This window comes from Kitasatospora sp. NPDC052868 (assembly GCF_044547105.1).
GTDB lineage: Bacteria > Actinomycetota > Actinomycetes > Streptomycetales > Streptomycetaceae > Kitasatospora.
The window spans coordinates 70492-86191 of record NZ_JBITZW010000015.1 but is presented as its reverse complement, the minus strand read 5'-3'; the positions used below and the strand labels follow the sequence as shown (position 1 = coordinate 86191).

Below are 15700 nucleotides of genomic sequence, written 5' to 3'. Positions count from 1 at the left end.
GGTGTGACGACGGGTGCCGGGTGTGACGACGGGTGCCGGATGTGACGACGGGCGCCAGGTTTGACGACGGGTGCCGGGGTGGGTTCGGCGGCGGGGTGTGAGGCCCGGACGGGCGCGCGGGCCGTTACCGGGCGACCTCTTCCTTAACCAGGTCCTAAGGGAGTTGTTCCCCTCGCTCAGCAGGCCGGATCCGGCCCCCCGGCGCCGCTAGCGTCGTGCGCGCCGGTCGCCCGAGCAGCGGCCGACACCCTCGACACCTGCCTCCCCGACCCTTCGGGCGGGAGGTGCCCCCAACGGAGGTACGCCCATGACGACCCAGCCCAACCGCCGCTCAGGGCGCCGCCGCCGCAGCCGCCGGGGCGCCGTCATCGGGGCCTCGGCGGTCGCCGCCGCGCTCGTCGCGGGCGGTGTCGTCCTCCTCGCCTCCTCGGCCAGCGCCGCCTCGCTCGGCGCCGTCTACAGCCGGACCAGCAGCTGGGAGGCCGGCTACACCGGCCAGTACCTGGTCACCAACCCGGACGCCGGCGCGATCGAGGACTGGACGCTCTCCTTCGACCTGCCGGCCGGCGCGAAGATCGACTCGCTCTGGAACGCCACCTTCAGCGCCGCGGGCCAGCACATCACCGTCAAGCCCGAGAGCTGGAACAAGCGGCTGGAACCCGGCAAGAGCGTGGTGGTCGGCTTCGTCGCCCAGGGCTCCGGCGCCGCCCAGGGCGAGCCCGGCAACTGCCTGATCAACAACGCCTCCTGCAAGGCGGGCGACGGCACCGCGCCGACCCCCTCGGGCCGCCCGACCAGCTCGCCCACGGCCTCGCCGAGCACGTCGCCGACCCCGTCGCCGAGCGCCTCGCCGACCGCCACCGTGAAGCCGAGCACCTCGCCGACCGCGAGCGCCACGGCCACCGCCAAGCCCACCACGGCCCCGCCGAGCCCCACGGCCACCGCCACGGCCAAGCCCACCACGCCCGCCCCGACCGCGACCGCCACCGCGACCGGCACCCCCGTCCCGGTCGGCGGCGCGGGCTTCGCCCCGTACGTGGACACCTCGCTCTACCCGCCCTACGACCTGGTCGCCACCGCCAAGGCCACCGGGGTCAAGAACTTCAACCTGGCCTTCGTCGTCTCCGGCGGCGGCTGCACCCCCAAGTGGGGCGGTGTCAGCGACCTGTCCGCCGACGCCGTGGCGGCGCAGATCGGCGCCCTGCGGGCGATCGGCGGCGACGTCCGGGTCTCCTTCGGCGGCGCCAACGGCAGCGAGCTGGCCCTCGCCTGCTCCTCGACGGCCGAGCTGACCGCCGTCTACCAGCAGACCGTCGACACCTTCGGCCTGACCAAGGTCGACTTCGACGTCGAGGGCGGCGCGATCGCCAACACCGCCGCCAACACCCGCCGCGCCCAGGCCATCGCCCAGCTGCAGAAGAACGCCGCCGCCAAGGGCAAGGCCCTGGACGTCTCCTTCACCCTGCCCGCGCTGCCCTCCGGCCTCACCCAGGAGGGCGTCAACCTGGTCGCCGACGCCAAGGGCAACGGCGTGGCGATCGGCGCGGTCAACATCATGGCGATGGACTTCGGCGACGGTGTCGCCCCGAACCCGCAGGGCCAGATGGGCAAGTACGCCATCGCCGCCGCCACCGCCACCCAGGCCCAGGTGAAGAGCGTGCTCGGGCTGGACGACGCCGGTGCCTGGCGCAAGGTCGCGGTCACCCCGATGATCGGCGTCAACGACGTGGCCAGCGAGATCTTCACCGTCGCCGACGCCAAGCAGCTCGCCGACTTCGCCGCGACCAAGCACCTGGCCTGGCTGGCCATGTGGTCCGGCACCCGCGACAAGGCCTGCGAGGGCGGCGCCAAGGCCTACGCCGACGCCAGCTGCAGCAGCATCGTCCAGCAGCCGCTGGACTTCACCCGGACCCTGGGCGCCTACACCGGCTGACCCTCCTCGACCCCTCCCCGGGACCCCGGTCGTCCGTGCTCCGCCCGCAACGGAGTACGGCCGACCGGGGTGTTTTCCGTCCGGCCGGTCACGCTCGGTGACCAACTCTGCCCAGGCCGGTGCGCCGGGCATCCGGTATCGTCGCAGTTTGGTCGAGCGGTGGACGGAGCGAACAGTGACAGCGGTGCACGACGAGCGCAGCGAGGTGCGAACCGCACCGGACCAGGCGCCCGCCCCCCTGTCGGACCGCCTGAAGGACGCCTTCGGCGCGCCCGTCCGGGCCCTGCGCGAGGCACCGCGCGGTCCGCTGCTGGCCGTTTCCGCCCTGGCGCTGCTGTCCCTGGTCGTGTACGCGGTCGTCCGGCACTTCGTCCACACCTCGATGGTCGACATGATCGTCTACCGCGCCGAGGGCGGCGCCGTCGCCGACGGCACCGACCTCTACGGGCTGCGGGTCACCGAGTGGAACCTGCCCGCCACGTACCCGCCCTTCGCGGCGATGCTGTTCGTGCCGACCACCTGGTTCCCGATCCCGTTCCTCCGGGTGGCGATCACGCTCGGCAACCTCGGGCTGCTCGCGGTGCTCGCCCACCTGTCGTTCAAACTCGTCGGCTGGCCGCGCCGTGAACTGCGCCCGCTCGGCGTGATCCTGATCACCGGCTGCGGGGTCTGGCTCGAACCCGTCTTCACCACGCTGCGCTACGGCCAGATCAACCTCGCGCTGGCCTGCCTGATCCTCTGGGACCTCACCCGCCCCGACGGCCGCCGCAGCAAGGGCCTGGCGATCGGCATCGCGGCCGGCATCAAGCTCACCCCCGGCCTGTTCGCGGTCTACCTGCTGATCACCGGCCGGATCCGGGCCGCCTTCGTGGCCGGTTTCACCTTCCTCGGCACCTTCCTGATCGGCGCGCTCGTCCTGCCGGACGCCACCTGGGGCTTCTGGACCAAGTACCTCTACGACTCCTCGCGGGTCGGCAAGACCGAGATCGTCGACAACCAGTCGGTGCGCGGCGCCTTCGCCCGGCTGCTGCACACCGCCGATCCCGGCACGCTCGCCACCCTCGGCTCGGCGACCGTCGCGGTGGCCGGCCTCGCCGTCGCGGCCTGGGCCTCGGCCAGCGCCCGCTGGCTGCCCCGCGCGGAGGCGTGGGGGGTCTGCTGCGCCGCCGTCACCGCCGTGCTGATCTCGCCGATCAGCTGGACCCACCACTGGGTCTGGTGCGTCCCCGTGCTCACCCTGCTCGCCTGTGAGGCCGCGGTCGAGCAGGGCCGCCCGCAGGCCGTGCGCCGGGTGCGCTGGCGGGCCGCCTTCGGCGCCACCCTGGTCGGCTTCCTCTCCTTCGGGATGTGGGTCGTGCCGCACCACGGCGACCTCGACCTGCACCTCCCGGCCGTCAGCCAGGTCCCGGCCTCGGTGTACCCGCTGGTCGGGATCTGCTTCCTGCTCGCCGCAGCGCTACGCATAAGGGCCAGGCGGCGGGCCGCCGGCGCCCCGCTCGTCCGGCTGCCCGTCCAGCGGGCCGGCGGACGCCCGGGCCCCGCGCACGACCGCCAGCAGGCCCCCGCGGCCCGCTGATCCGGTCGTCGGCCGGCCGGCCGTCCCCTGGGCGGTGACGCCCGGGGCGTTGTGGTGCGGGCGGTCGCCGGTCGGGTGTTCGGTGCGTGGGCGGTGGCCGCTCGGACCCGTCACGCCAGCAGCTCGGCGAGCGAGCCGTCCAGGTCCAGCGCGGCCAGCTCACTGCCGGGCGGGACCAGCCGGTGCGCCCGCTCCAGCCACGCGGCCACGGCCGGCAGCGGAGCCTCCAGCAGCGCGTCCCCGGCCGGCGAGCTCAGTGCCATGCAGAGCACGCTGCGCCGGCCCCTGGGGGTGCCCCCGGCCGAAGGCTGGGGGACGGTCGGCCAGATCCGTACGTCACCCTGGCCGCACGGCCGGAAGGTGCCCTCCACCAGCAGCTCGCGGGCGAACACCCAGGTGACCGGCGAGCCGGTGTCCAGGTGGAAGGTGATGTGCACGGCGAACGGGTCGTGGCTGCCGTACGACAGCCGGGCCGGGACGGGGACGCTGTGCTCGGGGGAGAGCACCAGGTTGAGCTCCAGCTCGTGCTCGACCACGCTCGTCGGGCGCTCCATGATCGGCTTCCTCTCTGCCTTGGGTTCGTGCCCGGTTTCGGGCCCGTTGCCCTGTGAGAGCGCGGTGCGGGCGCGCCCTTACACACGTTTCCGAGATTTCTTCGCCGAGTTCCGCCGCCCCCGCCGGGGCAGTGCCGAACGCGGGGCCGCGGGCGCGCCCCCGCCCTCTGCGCACCGGGGGTCGGGACGAGCCGGGGAGCCGCTTCCTACCCCGGTTGGGCCCGCACTGTCTGGTGAATAGCCAACTTCCCGCTTTCGGGGCGCCGAGGTACTACCCTTTGTGACTGCCTGGCGACTGTCCGCCCATCGGCGGCGCCCCGCGCCCGCGCGCCATCGGCGAACCGGACGCACTGGGCTCACTGGGCTAGCCGCATCGGCCTGCCAGGAAAGAAGACCCCCCATGACGGACCGGCCCTTCGCCGGCGGCGCGGACACGGCCGTCGATCCCACGCCCGGCTACTATCCCGACCCCTCGATCCCCGGCTTCGTCCGCTACTGGGGCGGCACCGCCTGGGTGCCCGGTACCAGCCGGCCCGCTCCGGCGGAGGGCGAGGTGCTGGAGCCGCCCCGGTTCGTGGCGCGCCGGGCGGCGGCGGGCGCCGGCCCGGGTCAGGGCGCGGGTGTGGCGGCGGGTGCCGGGGCCCGCTTCGTGCCGCCGCCGGTGGTCGTGGAGGCCGTGCCGGAGGTGTCCGGGGAGACCGGGCCGGTGTACCTGGACCAGACGGCGGGCGGGGCCTCGTTCAGCCTGGCGCCGCAGGTCGGGCTGGAACTGCGCGCACACGGCCGGGGTGAGCCGCTGGCTGCGGGCGGTCCGGTCTTCCGCGGTGACGGCGGCGCCGGGGGCGCGGTGGCGGAGGAGCCCGGGCCGGAACCGGATGCGGGTGGGGGCGGGCTGGACCAGACCGCCTGGCAGGTCGACCCGAAGGCGCAGCGCGGTCTGATGGAGACGGGCGATGCGCCGCGCTGGGTCTCCTGGGGAGTGCTGCCGGGGCAGGCGTCGGTCGGGCAGCACCCGGCCGGGCAGTCCCCGGCCGGGGACCTTCCGGCCGGGGACCTTCCGGCCGGGGACCTTCCGGTCGGCGGGTCCCCGGCGGGGGAGACCTCCTTCGGGGAGGCCCCGTCGGAGGGCGTCGCCGAGGCGATTGTCGAGGCGCGGGTCGAGGCCGAGCCTGCCGAGCCGGTGCCGGCTGCGGCGGTCGCCGTGGTTGCCGAGGCTCCTGCGCCGGTCGGCGTTCCCCGTCCCGCTGTCGCGCCTGCTGCTCCCGCTCCCGCTCCCGCTTCCGTTCCCGCTTCCGCCGCGGCCGTCGCAGGCCAGGCCGGGCCGGCCTCCTCGCGACGCCCGGCCGCCCGGCGCCGGCCCGCCCCGCGCCCGCCCGCCGGGCTCGGGCGCCGACTGGTCGCCCGGCTGGTCGACACCGCGGTCCTGGCCGTGGTCGCCGCCGCGGCGGGCATCCCGCTCGGCAACTCGGTGGCGGCCCACCTCCAGCAGAAGCTCGACCAGGCCCGGATGGCCAGCGCCCTCACCCGGCGCCAGATGCAGGTCTGGATGCTCGACGGCGTGGTGGTCGGCAAGCTCGCCGTCCTGCTCGGCATCCTCGCCTTCGTCGGCCTGCTCTACGAGGTGCTGCCGACCGCCCGCACCGGTCAGACCTTCGGCAAGCGACTGGCCCGGATCCGGGTGGTGGACGCTGCCCCGACCGCCGCCCGGGGCCGGCTGTCCCTCGGCCGCTCGCTGCGCCGATGGCTCGTCAGGCAGCTCTCGGCCGTGCTGCTGATCGGCCTGATCTGGCCGGTGCTCGACCGTCCCGCCCGGCGCGGCTGGCAGGACCGGGCGGCCCGCACCCGGGTCGTCCGGGACTGAACCGCCGAGCTCCGGGTGCCCGGGCCGGATCAACCGGTGCAAAACGGATGGAATATCCCAAATTGATAGAATGTGTGATGTTCTACTCGGGGCATGAGTACCTACGACCCCTCAGGCCCCGAGCCGGAGGGGGGCGGCAAGCCCCCCTTCGACAAGCAGCCCCCGCAGTCGGGTGACGGCGCGCCGGAAGGTACGCCGTCGGACCCGTACGGAAAACCGCCGCCCGCGGGCGGCCCCCAGGACAGCCCCGGCGCGTACGGCGGTACCTACGGGGGTGCCCCCGGCGGCTCCCCCTACGGCGGGTCGCCGTACGACCAGTCGCCGCCCGGTTACGGCCCCACCGGGTACGGCACACCCGGCGCGGGACCCGTCCCCGGGATGCCGCCCATCGGCAGCTGGCCGAACCGGATCCTCGCCCGGCTGATCGACTACCTGCTGGTGCAGACCGTGGCGATCCTCCTGATCCTGCCGTTCGCCAGCCTCGGCGACCGTGCGGGCTCGACCGGCGCGTTCTGGCTCGCCTGCGCCCTGTACCTGGTCTACGAAGCCCTGATGCTGAGCCACGACGGCCAGACCCTCGGCAAGAAGGCCATGAAGGTCCGGGTCGCCATGCTGATCGACGGCAACAAGCCGACGCAGTCCGCCGCCTGGACCAGGTCGGCCGTCTTCGTCGTCCCGGCGGTGCTCTGCTGCGCCATCCTGTGGTGGCTGATCGACGGGGTGTTCGGCGTCTTCGACAAGCCGTACCGCCAGTGCATCCACGACAAGGCCGCGAAGACCGTGGTGGTCACCACGGTCTGAGCAGGCCCTTTCCGGCCGGTACCGCCCGGTGGCGCTTCAGCGCTGCCGGGCGTACTCGTGTCCGGCGGGTGCGGGTGCGGGTGCGGGTGCGGGCATCCGGGTGGGGTCCGGGGCGGCGGCGGGCCGGCGGAGTGCGGCGGTGGAGACCGACAGCAGCGTCACCAGTGTGCCGAGCGCGAGCGCGAAGCCCACCAGCACGGCGACCTCCCGGACGCCGGTGGCGCCCGAGACGGCCAGCAGCGCCACGGTGGCGGCGACGACGGTGAAGGTGCCGAGGACGGTCTGGGCGGTGGTCGGGCGCGGCATGGCGTCGGTCCTTCGCACGTCGGGGGAAACGGGCGGGTGGTGCCGGTGCTGTTCGGCACGGCCTCGGGCAGCGTGCTGCCGGTCGGCCCTGTCCGGTGCTACTAGTCATACCCAGTACGGGAGTTCGGTAAGTACAGCCTAACCCTGCCGCTCCGGGGCACGGGGGGCGCACGGGCTCACCCCGGGGTCGTCCGCCCCCCTCGGTACGGTGATCACGACCGGACCGCCGACACCCACTGGGGGACCCTCGTGCCCATCCCCGCCGACTGGCCCGCCACTGAGGCCGAGGCGCTCGCCGAACAGGAACGGCTGCGCCCGCTCGTCCAGCCCCACGGCGACGCCCCCGACGACGGCCTGATCGCCGGCGTCGACGTCGCGTACGACGACGAGCGGGACCTGGTGGTGGCCGCCGCCGTCCTGTTGGACGGCGCCACCCTCGAGGTCGTCGAGGAGACCACGGCCGTCGGCCGGATCGCCTTCCCCTACGTCCCCGGCCTGCTCGCCTTCCGCGAACTCCCCGCCGTGCTGGACGCCCTGGCCGCGCTCGACCGCACGCCCGCCGCGGTGGTCTGCGACGGCTACGGTCTCGCCCACCCTCGCCGCCTCGGCCTGGCCAGCCACCTCGGCGTCCTCACCGGTCTGTGCACGCTCGGCGTCGCCAAGACCCCGTTCACCTTCGACCACGGCGAACCGGACGCCGCCCGCGGCTCCTGGACCCCGCTGACCGACCCCGCCACCGGCGAGGAGGTCGGCCGCGCCGTCCGCACCAGCCCGGGCGTCAAACCCGTCTTCGTCTCGGTCGGCCACCGCATCGGCCTGGCCGAGGCCGTGGACACCACCCTTGCCCTCGCCCGCCGCTACCGCCTGCCCGAGACCACCCGCCGCGCCGACTCGCTCTGCCGCCGGACCCTGGCCGCCCTGCAGGCACAGACGTCCGCGAACTGACTGTGCAGGGGCTCGGTTGTGATGCCATCCTGGTTGCCTGGGCCATGTGTTAGACATGTCCTTCGGGGAGCGGACAGGACGCACGGGGGAGGCGCCGGCAGTGGGTACGGGGACTGGTTCGAGCGGAGGGGCCGGTAGCGGCTACCGCGTGGAGGTCGAACAGCTGAGGGCTTTCGCAGCCCAGGTGCGCGTCCTGCTGGCGGAGTTCCAGCAGCACGCGGACGGCACCAAGACGCACGGTCAGAGCGGCATCGGCAAGAGCGCCTTCGGCACCTTCGCCGAGGCGACCGACCTGCACAGCCGGTACGCCACCATGCGGGACGCCCTGCGCGACACCCTCAACCTGATCCAGGAAGCCGTGGACGACGCCCAGAAGAAGGCCGAACTCACCGCCACCAACTACGAGGAGCAGGAACAGCACACGGCGAAGAAGCTGAAGCTCGGCGACGACGGCTGGTCCGTGGCGACCCCGTCCGCCACCAGCACCGCCGCGTACGCGCAGACGGTGGCCCCGGCCCGGAGCAACGGCGGGAAGTCCGAGCAATGAGCGGGCGGCCGACGACGAACACCACGAACGGGGGCGACCGGGGATGAGCTACACCGACTTCACCAAGTTCAGCCACGGGGAACTCCGGAGGATGGCCCAGGCCCTGAACTCCGGCGAGGTGATGGCCGCCAGCGACCCCTGGCGCCGCGCCTCCGACACCCTCAAGGCGATCCGGGCCACCCTCACCACGGCCAGCACCGAGGCGGCCGTCACCTGGGAGGGCGCCACCAGCGACGCCTTCCACGCCCGGATGCTCCACCTCGCCAACACCATCAACACCGCCGCCTCCTTCGCCAACGACGCCGCGATCACCCTCAAGGCCATGTCCGAGGCCATCGACCAGGCGAAGCGCAACATGCCGGAGGAACCGAGCAACTGGGAGCAGGTCAAGGACGGCGTCGGCGACACCGTCTCCTCGATCTTCGGGGGCGACGACGAGGACACCAAGACCCCGGTCGCTGATCAGAAGAAGGCCGAGGCGGCGGCGGTCATGCAGACCCTCGCGATGCGGTACCGGGTCGCGGGGCCGATGCTGAAGCCTCCGCCGCCTCCGCCGCCGCCGCCGACGCCGAACAGGAAGGGCGATGACTACAGCGATGTCCCGACGTCAGGTGACCCGTCAGGGTCGGCGGCACTCAGCGCGGTGATGTCCAGTGCCAGCTACACCGGAACCCGACCGGCTCCGGTATCCACTAGTAGCCCGGCACCACGCCCTCAAAAGCCTGTTGACCAGCCCACATCGAAGCGTTCGACGTCGACACCGCCTGACCTCGGGACCAGAGGCGGCACCGCACCGGCCGACTCCGGTATCAAGGGCGGTACCGCACAGCCTGCGCCGAAGCCGCCGTCCGTCACCCACTACGGTCCCGGCACCGGGATCGACGGCACGACGATCACTAATCCCACCACGCCCGTGACCAGCACATCGTCCACCAACCCGGGGACCTCCAGTACCAATCTCGTGACGCCGGGCGGGCCGCAGGGCGGCCAGCCGGGCGGTCTCCCGCCCGGCTTGAAGAGCAGTGGCCCCGGAAACGGGCCCCGTGCCAACGGTGGCGGTCCGGTTGTGGGGCGGTCCGACGGGCCGGCCGTCGGCCAGGGCAAGTCCTCCGGCGCGCAGGGCAAGGACGGCGCCAACCGCACGAGTGCCCCCGGCCAGGCCGCAACCCGAGGCGGCAAGGCGTTCGGTACGGGCGAGGCGTACGGCGGCGGCTTCGGCTCCGGTGGCCGGGCTGCTGCAGGCGCCCGGCCCGGAGGCGGTCTGCCGGGACGGACCGGAGGCGTTGTCGGTGAGGGTGGCCGAACGGGTGCCGGCGCCGGCGCCAAGCAGGCGTTCACCGAAGGCGGCTCCGGGCTCGGGGCCCGAGGCCGGACCAAGGGAGAGCTGGGCGCGAACGTCCCGGGCGGTACGGGGCCGGGTGTGCCGCTGGCAGACGGCCAGCGACGCAAGAAGGACAAGGACAAGGACGGCAAGCGTCCTGACTACCTGGTCGAGGACGAGGAGACCTGGGCGTCGGACCAGCCGGTGAATCCGAACGTGGTGGAATGAGTCCTGTCCGCAGGCGGACAGGCCGATGACCAGTCGTCCCGCAGGTCGGTGATCTGCGGGACGCTTCGCTGAGTGGGGTGACCGGGCTTGACGAGCAGTCGTGGGGTGCGCGGAGCAGCCGTGCTCGCTGCCGGAGCCTTGTTGTGGGGGATGGCTTCTTCACCGGCGGCGGCGGACCAGATCCGGAGTTCGCAATGGCCGCTGAAGATCCTCGAAGCTGAGACGAAGGTCTGGCCGGTCAGCCAGGGCGATGGCGTCGTCGTGGCAGTGCTGGACAGCGGAGTCAACTCGGAGCATCAGGACCTCATCGGCCAGGTATTGCCGGGTGCCGACTTCTCCGGGGCGAAGACGGATGGCCGGCTGGACAACGAAGGCCATGGCACCGCGATGGCGAGTCTGATCGCTGCTACCGGACATGGATCGCAAGCGGGGCTGATGGGTCTCGCGCCCAAGGCGAAGATTCTCCCGGTCAAGCTCAGTAGCAGTGATGCGGCGCCGGATGTACAGCAGTCCGAGCTCAGGCAGGCCATCAGATTCGCCGCTGATCACGGGGCGAAGGTCATCAACATGTCCCTCGGAGGGTATGCGGGAACTGATACGGAGATGCGGGCTGCGATCAAGTACGCCGTCTCCAAGGACATCGTTGTCGTGGCATCCGCTGGAAACAGCGGCGACAAGGCCTCGCCGGTTGACTACCCTGCGGCGTTTCCAGGAGTGATGGCTGTTGCGGCAGTCGATGAGCAGGGGAAGGTGTGGGAGAAGTCCTCATTCGGACCCGAAACCACCATTGCCGCTCCGGGCGTGCAGGTCTATCACGCCGCGGCCAAGTCGACGTCGGGATACAACGTCGGTAACGGCACCTCCGATGCCGCGGCCTATGTGTCCGCCACGGCCGCTCTCATTCGCTCCAAGTACCCCGACCTCTCCGCGGGGCAGGTCATCAACCGGATGACCAAGACCGCTACCCCGCCATCCGACGGGTCCGCGGTGCCCAATGCCCACTACGGATTCGGGATCGTCTCCCCGGCCAAGGCCCTTCAGCCGAATCCTGCGGTCGATGGCGGTTCGAAGGAAAACCCGCTTCTGGGTCGGGCCGAGTCGCAGGCTGCTCCCACCGCAGGAGCGGACGACCCCGTGGCGCCCCCCGTGCCGGCGGCTGCTGCCGGGGCCGGGGGGAACCGGGGGATCACGTACACGCTGATCGGGGCCGGCGTGCTGGTGCTGGTCCTGGCGGGCGGGGTCGGCGGGGGGCTGGCGCTGCGGGCGCGGCGGCGGCGGGCCGCCGCCGCGACGGCCGCGACGGCGTACCCGCTTCCGCCGGGGTACGGGTACCCGCCGCCGCCACAGCCTCCGTACCACTGACGGGGTGTTGCCGGAGGTTCAGAGCCTCCGGTACATCACGTGCAGGCCGACGTAGCCCTTGTCGGGGTGGTGGAACGCCTCGGGGACGGTGGTGAGGATCTCGAAGCCGAACGTCTGCCAGAGCGCCACGGCGCGGTGGTTGGTCTCCACGACGGCGTTGAACTGCATCGCGCGGTAGCCGTCGGCGCGCGCCTGGTCGAGGACGTGGGCGCACAGGGCGCGGGCGACGCCCCGGCCGGAGTGGCGGGGGTCGACCATGAAGCCCGCGTTGGCGACGTGCGAGCCGCCGCCGGACTGGTTGGGGTGGCTCTCGGCGGTGCCCAGGACGGTGCCGTCCGGGTCGACCGCGACGAAGACGCGGCCGGGGGCGGGCTTGAACCAGAGGGCGCGGGCCCGTTCCTCGGTGGTGTCGCGGTCCCAGCTGTAGGTCTCGCCGGCGGCGACGATCTCGCGCAGGAAGGGCCAGATGGCGGGCCAGTCGTCGGGGGTGGCTTCGCGAATGAGCATACGGGCCAGTATCTGCCGGAGTGCCCCGGTTCGACCACGGGGTTTTCCCGGGACGGACCGGCGGGCGGACCGGCAGGTCAGACCTGGGCCGCGACGGCGATCTGCTCCCGGTGGTGTGCGGGTGCGGTGATCTCGTCGAGGACGGCCACCGCGAGGTCGGCCTGGGCGATCCGCTCGCCGAGCACCTGCGGACCGCCGACCCGGTAGCGGCCGGTGCCGGGGGCGGTGCGGTCGAGGTCGAGCGGCGGGGTGACGACGACCCAGTCCAGGGTGGCGGCGGACTCCCGCAGCAGGTCCAGGGCGACGACGTGGCCGAGCGAGAACGCCCGGTAGTCCGCGGGGAAGCCGGGGTCGTCGTGGACGGCGACGCCGGGCCCGGTCTCCAGGGTGGTGGCCACGCCGACGCTGACCAGCCGGCGGACCAGGGCCGCGTCCAGTCCGCCGACCAGGGCCTCGGCGGCGGCACGGTAGAACTGCGCGGACGGCAGGTCGGGCGTGTAGACGGAGCTGACCGCGGCGGCGTGGCCGAGCGCCGCGGCGGCGACGGCGTCCCGGTCGGTGACGTCGCAGCGCACCAGGGTGACGCCGGGGCCGGCCAGGTCGCGGTGGCGCCCGGGGTCGCGGACGGCGGCGGTCACCGCCAGTCCGCGCCGGCGGGCCTCGGCGACGACGGCCCGGCCCACCTGGCCGCCGGCGCCGAACACGATCACGTCACCGGTGGCCGCGTGCTCGCCGCGAACGGTCCCAAGGGTGTTGGCGCTGCTGCTCATTGCGGTCTCCGTCCGCTCGGTCGGGGGGCGCTGTCGCCCGCCGTCGCCGTGACGGTAGACCGGGGGGTGCCGGTTACTTCAACGGTACCGGCGCGGGCCTGGGCGGACACCCGTCGACTACCGTCGGGGACATGACGCAGACCGCGCTGGAACCCCTTCCCCAGGACTTCTTCGACCCGGACTGCCCGGTGCAGACGCTTCCGGTGCTGGGCGGTAGGAAGTGGACCTGGAAGATCATGCGCTGCCTGGAGGAGGGCCCGCGCCGCTTCTCCGAGTTGAGGGTGCCGCTGGCCGGCATCACGCCGAAGGTGCTCGCGGAGTCGCTGCGCGCGATGGAGCACGACGGCGCGGTCACCCGGACCGAGTACGCCGAGAACCCGCCGAGGGTCGAGTACGGGCTGACGCCGCTCGGCCGCTCGCTGCTGGGGCCGATGGACGCGGTCTGCGCGTGGAGCCGGGAGAACCTGCGCTCCCTGCTGGAGGCCAGGGAGGCGTACGAGCGGGAGCACTGAGCACCGAGCACCGAGCACCGAGCACCGAGCGCGCGGCCTCCGCAGCTGCGGCCGCGGTGGCGGCATTTCGCCGGGTGCTGGCGGTCATGGTGGTGGTGGGGACGCGGGCCGGGTCGAGATCATGGACGCATGACCTCACCTCGCAACGAAGCCCCCGCCGAAGCCCTCGTCGAAGCCCCCGCCGCCGACCCGGCCCCGGACGCCATCGCCCCCGACACCAAGGACTGGACCTGGGTGCTGGAGCGCCCGTGCGCGGACTGCGGGCTGGACACCCCGGCGGTGGTCCGCGAGGACGTCGCCGGGATGATCCTGGCCAACGCCGAGGCCTGGCAGGCCGTGCTCTCCGGCGACGACGGCGAGCTGCGCCGCCGCCCCGAGCCTGGGATCTGGTCGGACCTGGAGTACGCCTGCCACGTCCGGGACGTCTTCCGGCTGTTCCACGTCCGGCTGGGCCTGATGCTGGACCAGGAGAACCCGCTCTTCCCGAACTGGAACCAGGACGAGACGGCCGTCTCCGGGCGCTACCAGGAGCAGCGGCCGCAGGACGTCGCCGCGGACCTGGCCGCCGGCGCGCGGATCCTCGCGGACGCCTTCGAGCAGGTCTCGGGCGAGCAGTGGCAGCGCACCGGCCGCCGCAGCGACGGCGCGAGCTTCACGGTGGAGTCGTTCTCCCGCTACCTGATCCACGACCCGGTCCACCACCTGTACGACGTGACGGGGACGGCGCTCTGAGCGGCGGCACAGCCGAGGAGAAGGGCGCAAGGCCCCTGCTGGGATCACCAGCCGGAGGCCTCGCGCAGCATGGTCCGACGGAGTCGGCCGGCCACGCTGGCGGTGTCGGTGCCGACGACGTCGGCGATCTCGGGGGCGGCGAGGCCGATGACGTAGTGCAGGATCGCCAGGTCGTCGTCGGCGGGGTGGTAGGCCCGGGCGTCCGGTTCGCAGAGCCGGGTGTACTCGGTGACGGTGCCGCAGAGGATCTGCCAGGCGTGCGCGGTGGGGTTTGATCCGCCCAGCAACTCGCGCCACTGGACGGCGATTTCGGCGAACGCCTGCTGGACGGCGCCGGTCGCCTCGGCCTGGTCGGGCAGCCAGACCCGGGCGTAGCTGAGGTAGCGGGGCCGGTGAAGCTCGCAGAACGCCGCGAACTCCAATGGCATGGAGGGCGGTTCGTCGAACCCCGGGGGAGGTTCGGCGGTGCTGTCATGACGGTTGGTCATCTCTGCTTCTCGGCAAGGGAGATGGGATTCTGGCGGTCGATCATCTGTGCTCACTCTACGGTAGGCGCTCGGCGCACTGGGTGACCAATCGGATTGAATGCCCGGAACGTGCCGCCGCTCGGCCGGTTCCGGTGGCGGCGGGCGGTGCGAGGGCCGACGGGGGAGCGGTGCGAGGTGGCGCCGAAGGTGTGGTCGTGCAGGCGTCGTCGCTGGTCAGGGACGGTGGGCGGCGGTGGTCGCACGAAGGCTGATGTGCCACCGTAGGCCCTGTGGCGGCCCGCGTCCACGTCCACGGCGTGCGGCCGCATCCGCGCAACCATCCGCGCGACCATGACCACCGTCACGGTCGGGGCGGGCGGCGCGCGCGGGGCCGACGCGCGCTGCGGGCGCGTCGGATCGGGCGCGTCGGATCGGCGGGTGCGGCCAAGGGGAGTGCGGCGAAGGCGGGTCCGGCGAAGGGGAGTGCGGTGCTGTGTGTGGTGGCGGCGCTTCGGGGGCCCTGGTGCCGGTCGGCCGCCACCCTGCGGATCGACCCGGACGCGGCCGGTCGGAGCCGGTCGGGGCTGATTCTCGAACGGGGGTAGGGAAGGGGTGGGAAAAGTGAGTCGGGGTCAGTGTCGGTGGCGGGCCTCCACGGTGGAGATCCGGCCGTCCGCCGCGGTACTCCGCTCGATCTGCGCCGGGAAGGCCTCGACGGCCCGCCGCCGGGCCAGTTGGGCCACCGCCGCTGCGGCTGCTGCGGCCGCCGCAGCCGCAGCGGCGGACTCGGTGGCCCCGGGGACGGCGGTCGGCCGGTCCGCGCCGGGCGCGGGGCGGTCGGCGTCGTCGTCCCGCCGGCCCCGGCCGGCGGCCCGGGCGGCGTGCTCCTCGGCGGCCTGTCTTGCCGCCAGGTAGGCCTGGACGGCGGCCATCCCGTAGACGGGCTGGATCAGCTGATGGCCCTTGAAGAACGGTCTCGCCGGGGCGAATCCGGCGGCGACCACCAGGTCGCGGATCTCGGCTATCTCGGCCTCGCTCCGCGCGGTGAAGCGGACCTCCCAGCCCTTCTTGTACGTATGGCCCTGTTCGCCGCTGCGGCGGGCCGGGTCCGGCCGGCGGACGTATCCGGGCAGGCGGCCGAGGCGAAGCTGGGCCGCGCGGAGGCCGGCGGTCTCGTCACGTGACATGAACTAAGGGTAGGCAATCCGGAGCGTGGTGGTGACGCCCGATGGCGCTTCGGCGTATGCGATTGGTCACCCTCGGTCAGACGGCCTGGTC

Annotated in this window: 16 protein-coding genes; 10 read left to right on the top strand and 6 right to left on the bottom strand. The window is 73.2% G+C overall.

The genetic code is table 11. The annotated features are described in order from the left end of the window. The first annotated feature begins 307 nt into the window (after positions 1-307). Complete coding sequence (locus ACIGZJ_RS24635) at positions 308-1933, top strand: cellulose binding domain-containing protein (RefSeq protein ID WP_396459244.1); 1626 nt, start codon at positions 308-310, stop codon at positions 1931-1933. Between the two features lie 175 nt (positions 1934-2108). Beyond that, positions 2109-3509 carry a glycosyltransferase 87 family protein gene (locus ACIGZJ_RS24630; RefSeq protein WP_396459243.1) on the top strand — a complete coding sequence of 467 codons (1401 nt, stop codon included), beginning with the start codon at positions 2109-2111 and terminating at the stop codon, positions 3507-3509. A 110-nt stretch (positions 3510-3619) separates the two neighbouring features. Here ACIGZJ_RS24630 and ACIGZJ_RS24625 read toward each other — a convergent pair whose 3' ends face one another. Then, a complete protein-coding gene (locus ACIGZJ_RS24625; RefSeq protein WP_396459242.1) occupies positions 3620-4063 on the bottom strand; it encodes an SsgA family sporulation/cell division regulator in 444 nt (147 codons plus the stop codon). Positions 4064-4463: 400 nt separating this feature from the next. On the opposite strand from ACIGZJ_RS24625, the gene ACIGZJ_RS24620 reads away from it, so the two are divergent. Both ACIGZJ_RS24620 and ACIGZJ_RS24615 read left to right on the top strand, forming a co-directional pair. Next, complete coding sequence (locus ACIGZJ_RS24620) at positions 4464-5924, top strand: RDD family protein (RefSeq protein WP_396459241.1); 1461 nt, start codon at positions 4464-4466, stop codon at positions 5922-5924. Between the two features lie 93 nt (positions 5925-6017). Next, positions 6018-6725: an RDD family protein gene (locus ACIGZJ_RS24615; RefSeq protein WP_396459240.1), complete on the top strand. Its 708-nt coding sequence runs from the start codon at positions 6018-6020 to the stop codon at positions 6723-6725. A 36-nt stretch (positions 6726-6761) separates the two neighbouring features. On the opposite strand, the gene ACIGZJ_RS24610 is transcribed toward ACIGZJ_RS24615, so the two are convergent. Continuing rightward, on the bottom strand, positions 6762-7031 hold the full coding sequence (locus ACIGZJ_RS24610) for a hypothetical protein (protein WP_396459239.1): 270 nt from the start codon (positions 7029-7031) through the stop codon (positions 6762-6764). 249 nt (positions 7032-7280) lie between these two features. Between ACIGZJ_RS24610 and ACIGZJ_RS24605 the strand changes: the two genes are divergently transcribed. The 4 genes from ACIGZJ_RS24605 (at position 7281) to mycP (ending at position 11434) form a co-directional block, all read left to right on the top strand. Next, the gene (locus ACIGZJ_RS24605; protein ID WP_396459238.1) at positions 7281-7976 is read left to right on the top strand and encodes an endonuclease V; all 696 of its coding nucleotides are present in this window, start codon (positions 7281-7283) and stop codon (positions 7974-7976) included. 148 nt (positions 7977-8124) lie between these two features. Then, on the top strand, positions 8125-8523 hold the full coding sequence (locus tag ACIGZJ_RS24600; protein WP_396459237.1) for a hypothetical protein: 399 nt from the start codon (positions 8125-8127) through the stop codon (positions 8521-8523). 43 nt (positions 8524-8566) lie between these two features. Further along, a complete protein-coding gene (locus tag ACIGZJ_RS24595) occupies positions 8567-10072 on the top strand; it encodes a hypothetical protein (protein ID WP_396459236.1) in 1506 nt (501 codons plus the stop codon). A gap of 120 nt (positions 10073-10192) precedes the next feature. Then, the gene (mycP, locus tag ACIGZJ_RS24590; RefSeq protein ID WP_396459235.1) at positions 10193-11434 is read left to right on the top strand and encodes a type VII secretion-associated serine protease mycosin; all 1242 of its coding nucleotides are present in this window, start codon (positions 10193-10195) and stop codon (positions 11432-11434) included. Between the two features lie 18 nt (positions 11435-11452). Here mycP and ACIGZJ_RS24585 read toward each other — a convergent pair whose 3' ends face one another. Further along, positions 11453-11941, bottom strand: coding sequence for a GNAT family N-acetyltransferase (locus ACIGZJ_RS24585; RefSeq protein WP_396459234.1), 489 nt, complete (start codon positions 11939-11941; stop codon positions 11453-11455). A 77-nt stretch (positions 11942-12018) separates the two neighbouring features. After that, entirely contained in the window at positions 12019-12711 is a 693-nt protein-coding gene (locus ACIGZJ_RS24580) for an NAD(P)-dependent oxidoreductase (RefSeq protein WP_396459233.1), read from the bottom strand. 131 nt (positions 12712-12842) lie between these two features. Here ACIGZJ_RS24580 and ACIGZJ_RS24575 point away from each other — a divergent pair, with 131 nt between their 5' ends. Both ACIGZJ_RS24575 and ACIGZJ_RS24570 read left to right on the top strand, forming a co-directional pair. Continuing rightward, complete coding sequence (locus tag ACIGZJ_RS24575) at positions 12843-13223, top strand: winged helix-turn-helix transcriptional regulator (protein WP_396459232.1); 381 nt, start codon at positions 12843-12845, stop codon at positions 13221-13223. A 129-nt stretch (positions 13224-13352) separates the two neighbouring features. Further along, positions 13353-13955: a DinB family protein gene (locus tag ACIGZJ_RS24570; protein WP_396459231.1), complete on the top strand. Its 603-nt coding sequence runs from the start codon at positions 13353-13355 to the stop codon at positions 13953-13955. Positions 13956-13999: 44 nt separating this feature from the next. Here ACIGZJ_RS24570 and ACIGZJ_RS24565 read toward each other — a convergent pair whose 3' ends face one another. Then, positions 14000-14443: a hypothetical protein gene (locus ACIGZJ_RS24565; RefSeq protein ID WP_392938826.1), complete on the bottom strand. Its 444-nt coding sequence runs from the start codon at positions 14441-14443 to the stop codon at positions 14000-14002. A gap of 611 nt (positions 14444-15054) precedes the next feature. Continuing rightward, entirely contained in the window at positions 15055-15609 is a 555-nt protein-coding gene (locus tag ACIGZJ_RS24560; protein ID WP_396459230.1) for a hypothetical protein, read from the bottom strand. Positions 15610-15700: the final 91 nt, after the last annotated feature.

What these genes read in the sequence shown, in the direction of transcription:
- ACIGZJ_RS24635 (WP_396459244.1), top strand. Translation starts at nt 308, where the DNA reads ATGACGACCCAGCCCAACCGCCGCTCAGGGCGCCGCCGCCGCAGCCGC.
- ACIGZJ_RS24625 (WP_396459242.1), bottom strand. Translation starts at nt 4,063, where the DNA reads ATGGAGCGCCCGACGAGCGTGGTCGAGCACGAGCTGGAGCTCAACCTG.
- ACIGZJ_RS24620 (WP_396459241.1), top strand. Translation starts at nt 4,464, where the DNA reads ATGACGGACCGGCCCTTCGCCGGCGGCGCGGACACGGCCGTCGATCCC.
- ACIGZJ_RS24615 (WP_396459240.1), top strand. Translation starts at nt 6,018, where the DNA reads ATGAGTACCTACGACCCCTCAGGCCCCGAGCCGGAGGGGGGCGGCAAG.
- ACIGZJ_RS24610 (WP_396459239.1), bottom strand. Translation starts at nt 7,031, where the DNA reads ATGCCGCGCCCGACCACCGCCCAGACCGTCCTCGGCACCTTCACCGTC.
- ACIGZJ_RS24595 (WP_396459236.1), top strand. Translation starts at nt 8,567, where the DNA reads ATGAGCTACACCGACTTCACCAAGTTCAGCCACGGGGAACTCCGGAGG.
- ACIGZJ_RS24585 (WP_396459234.1), bottom strand. Translation starts at nt 11,941, where the DNA reads ATGCTCATTCGCGAAGCCACCCCCGACGACTGGCCCGCCATCTGGCCC.
- ACIGZJ_RS24580 (WP_396459233.1), bottom strand. Translation starts at nt 12,711, where the DNA reads ATGAGCAGCAGCGCCAACACCCTTGGGACCGTTCGCGGCGAGCACGCG.
- ACIGZJ_RS24575 (WP_396459232.1), top strand. Translation starts at nt 12,843, where the DNA reads ATGACGCAGACCGCGCTGGAACCCCTTCCCCAGGACTTCTTCGACCCG.
- ACIGZJ_RS24570 (WP_396459231.1), top strand. Translation starts at nt 13,353, where the DNA reads ATGACCTCACCTCGCAACGAAGCCCCCGCCGAAGCCCTCGTCGAAGCC.
- ACIGZJ_RS24565 (WP_392938826.1), bottom strand. Translation starts at nt 14,443, where the DNA reads ATGACCAACCGTCATGACAGCACCGCCGAACCTCCCCCGGGGTTCGAC.
- ACIGZJ_RS24560 (WP_396459230.1), bottom strand. Translation starts at nt 15,609, where the DNA reads ATGTCACGTGACGAGACCGCCGGCCTCCGCGCGGCCCAGCTTCGCCTC.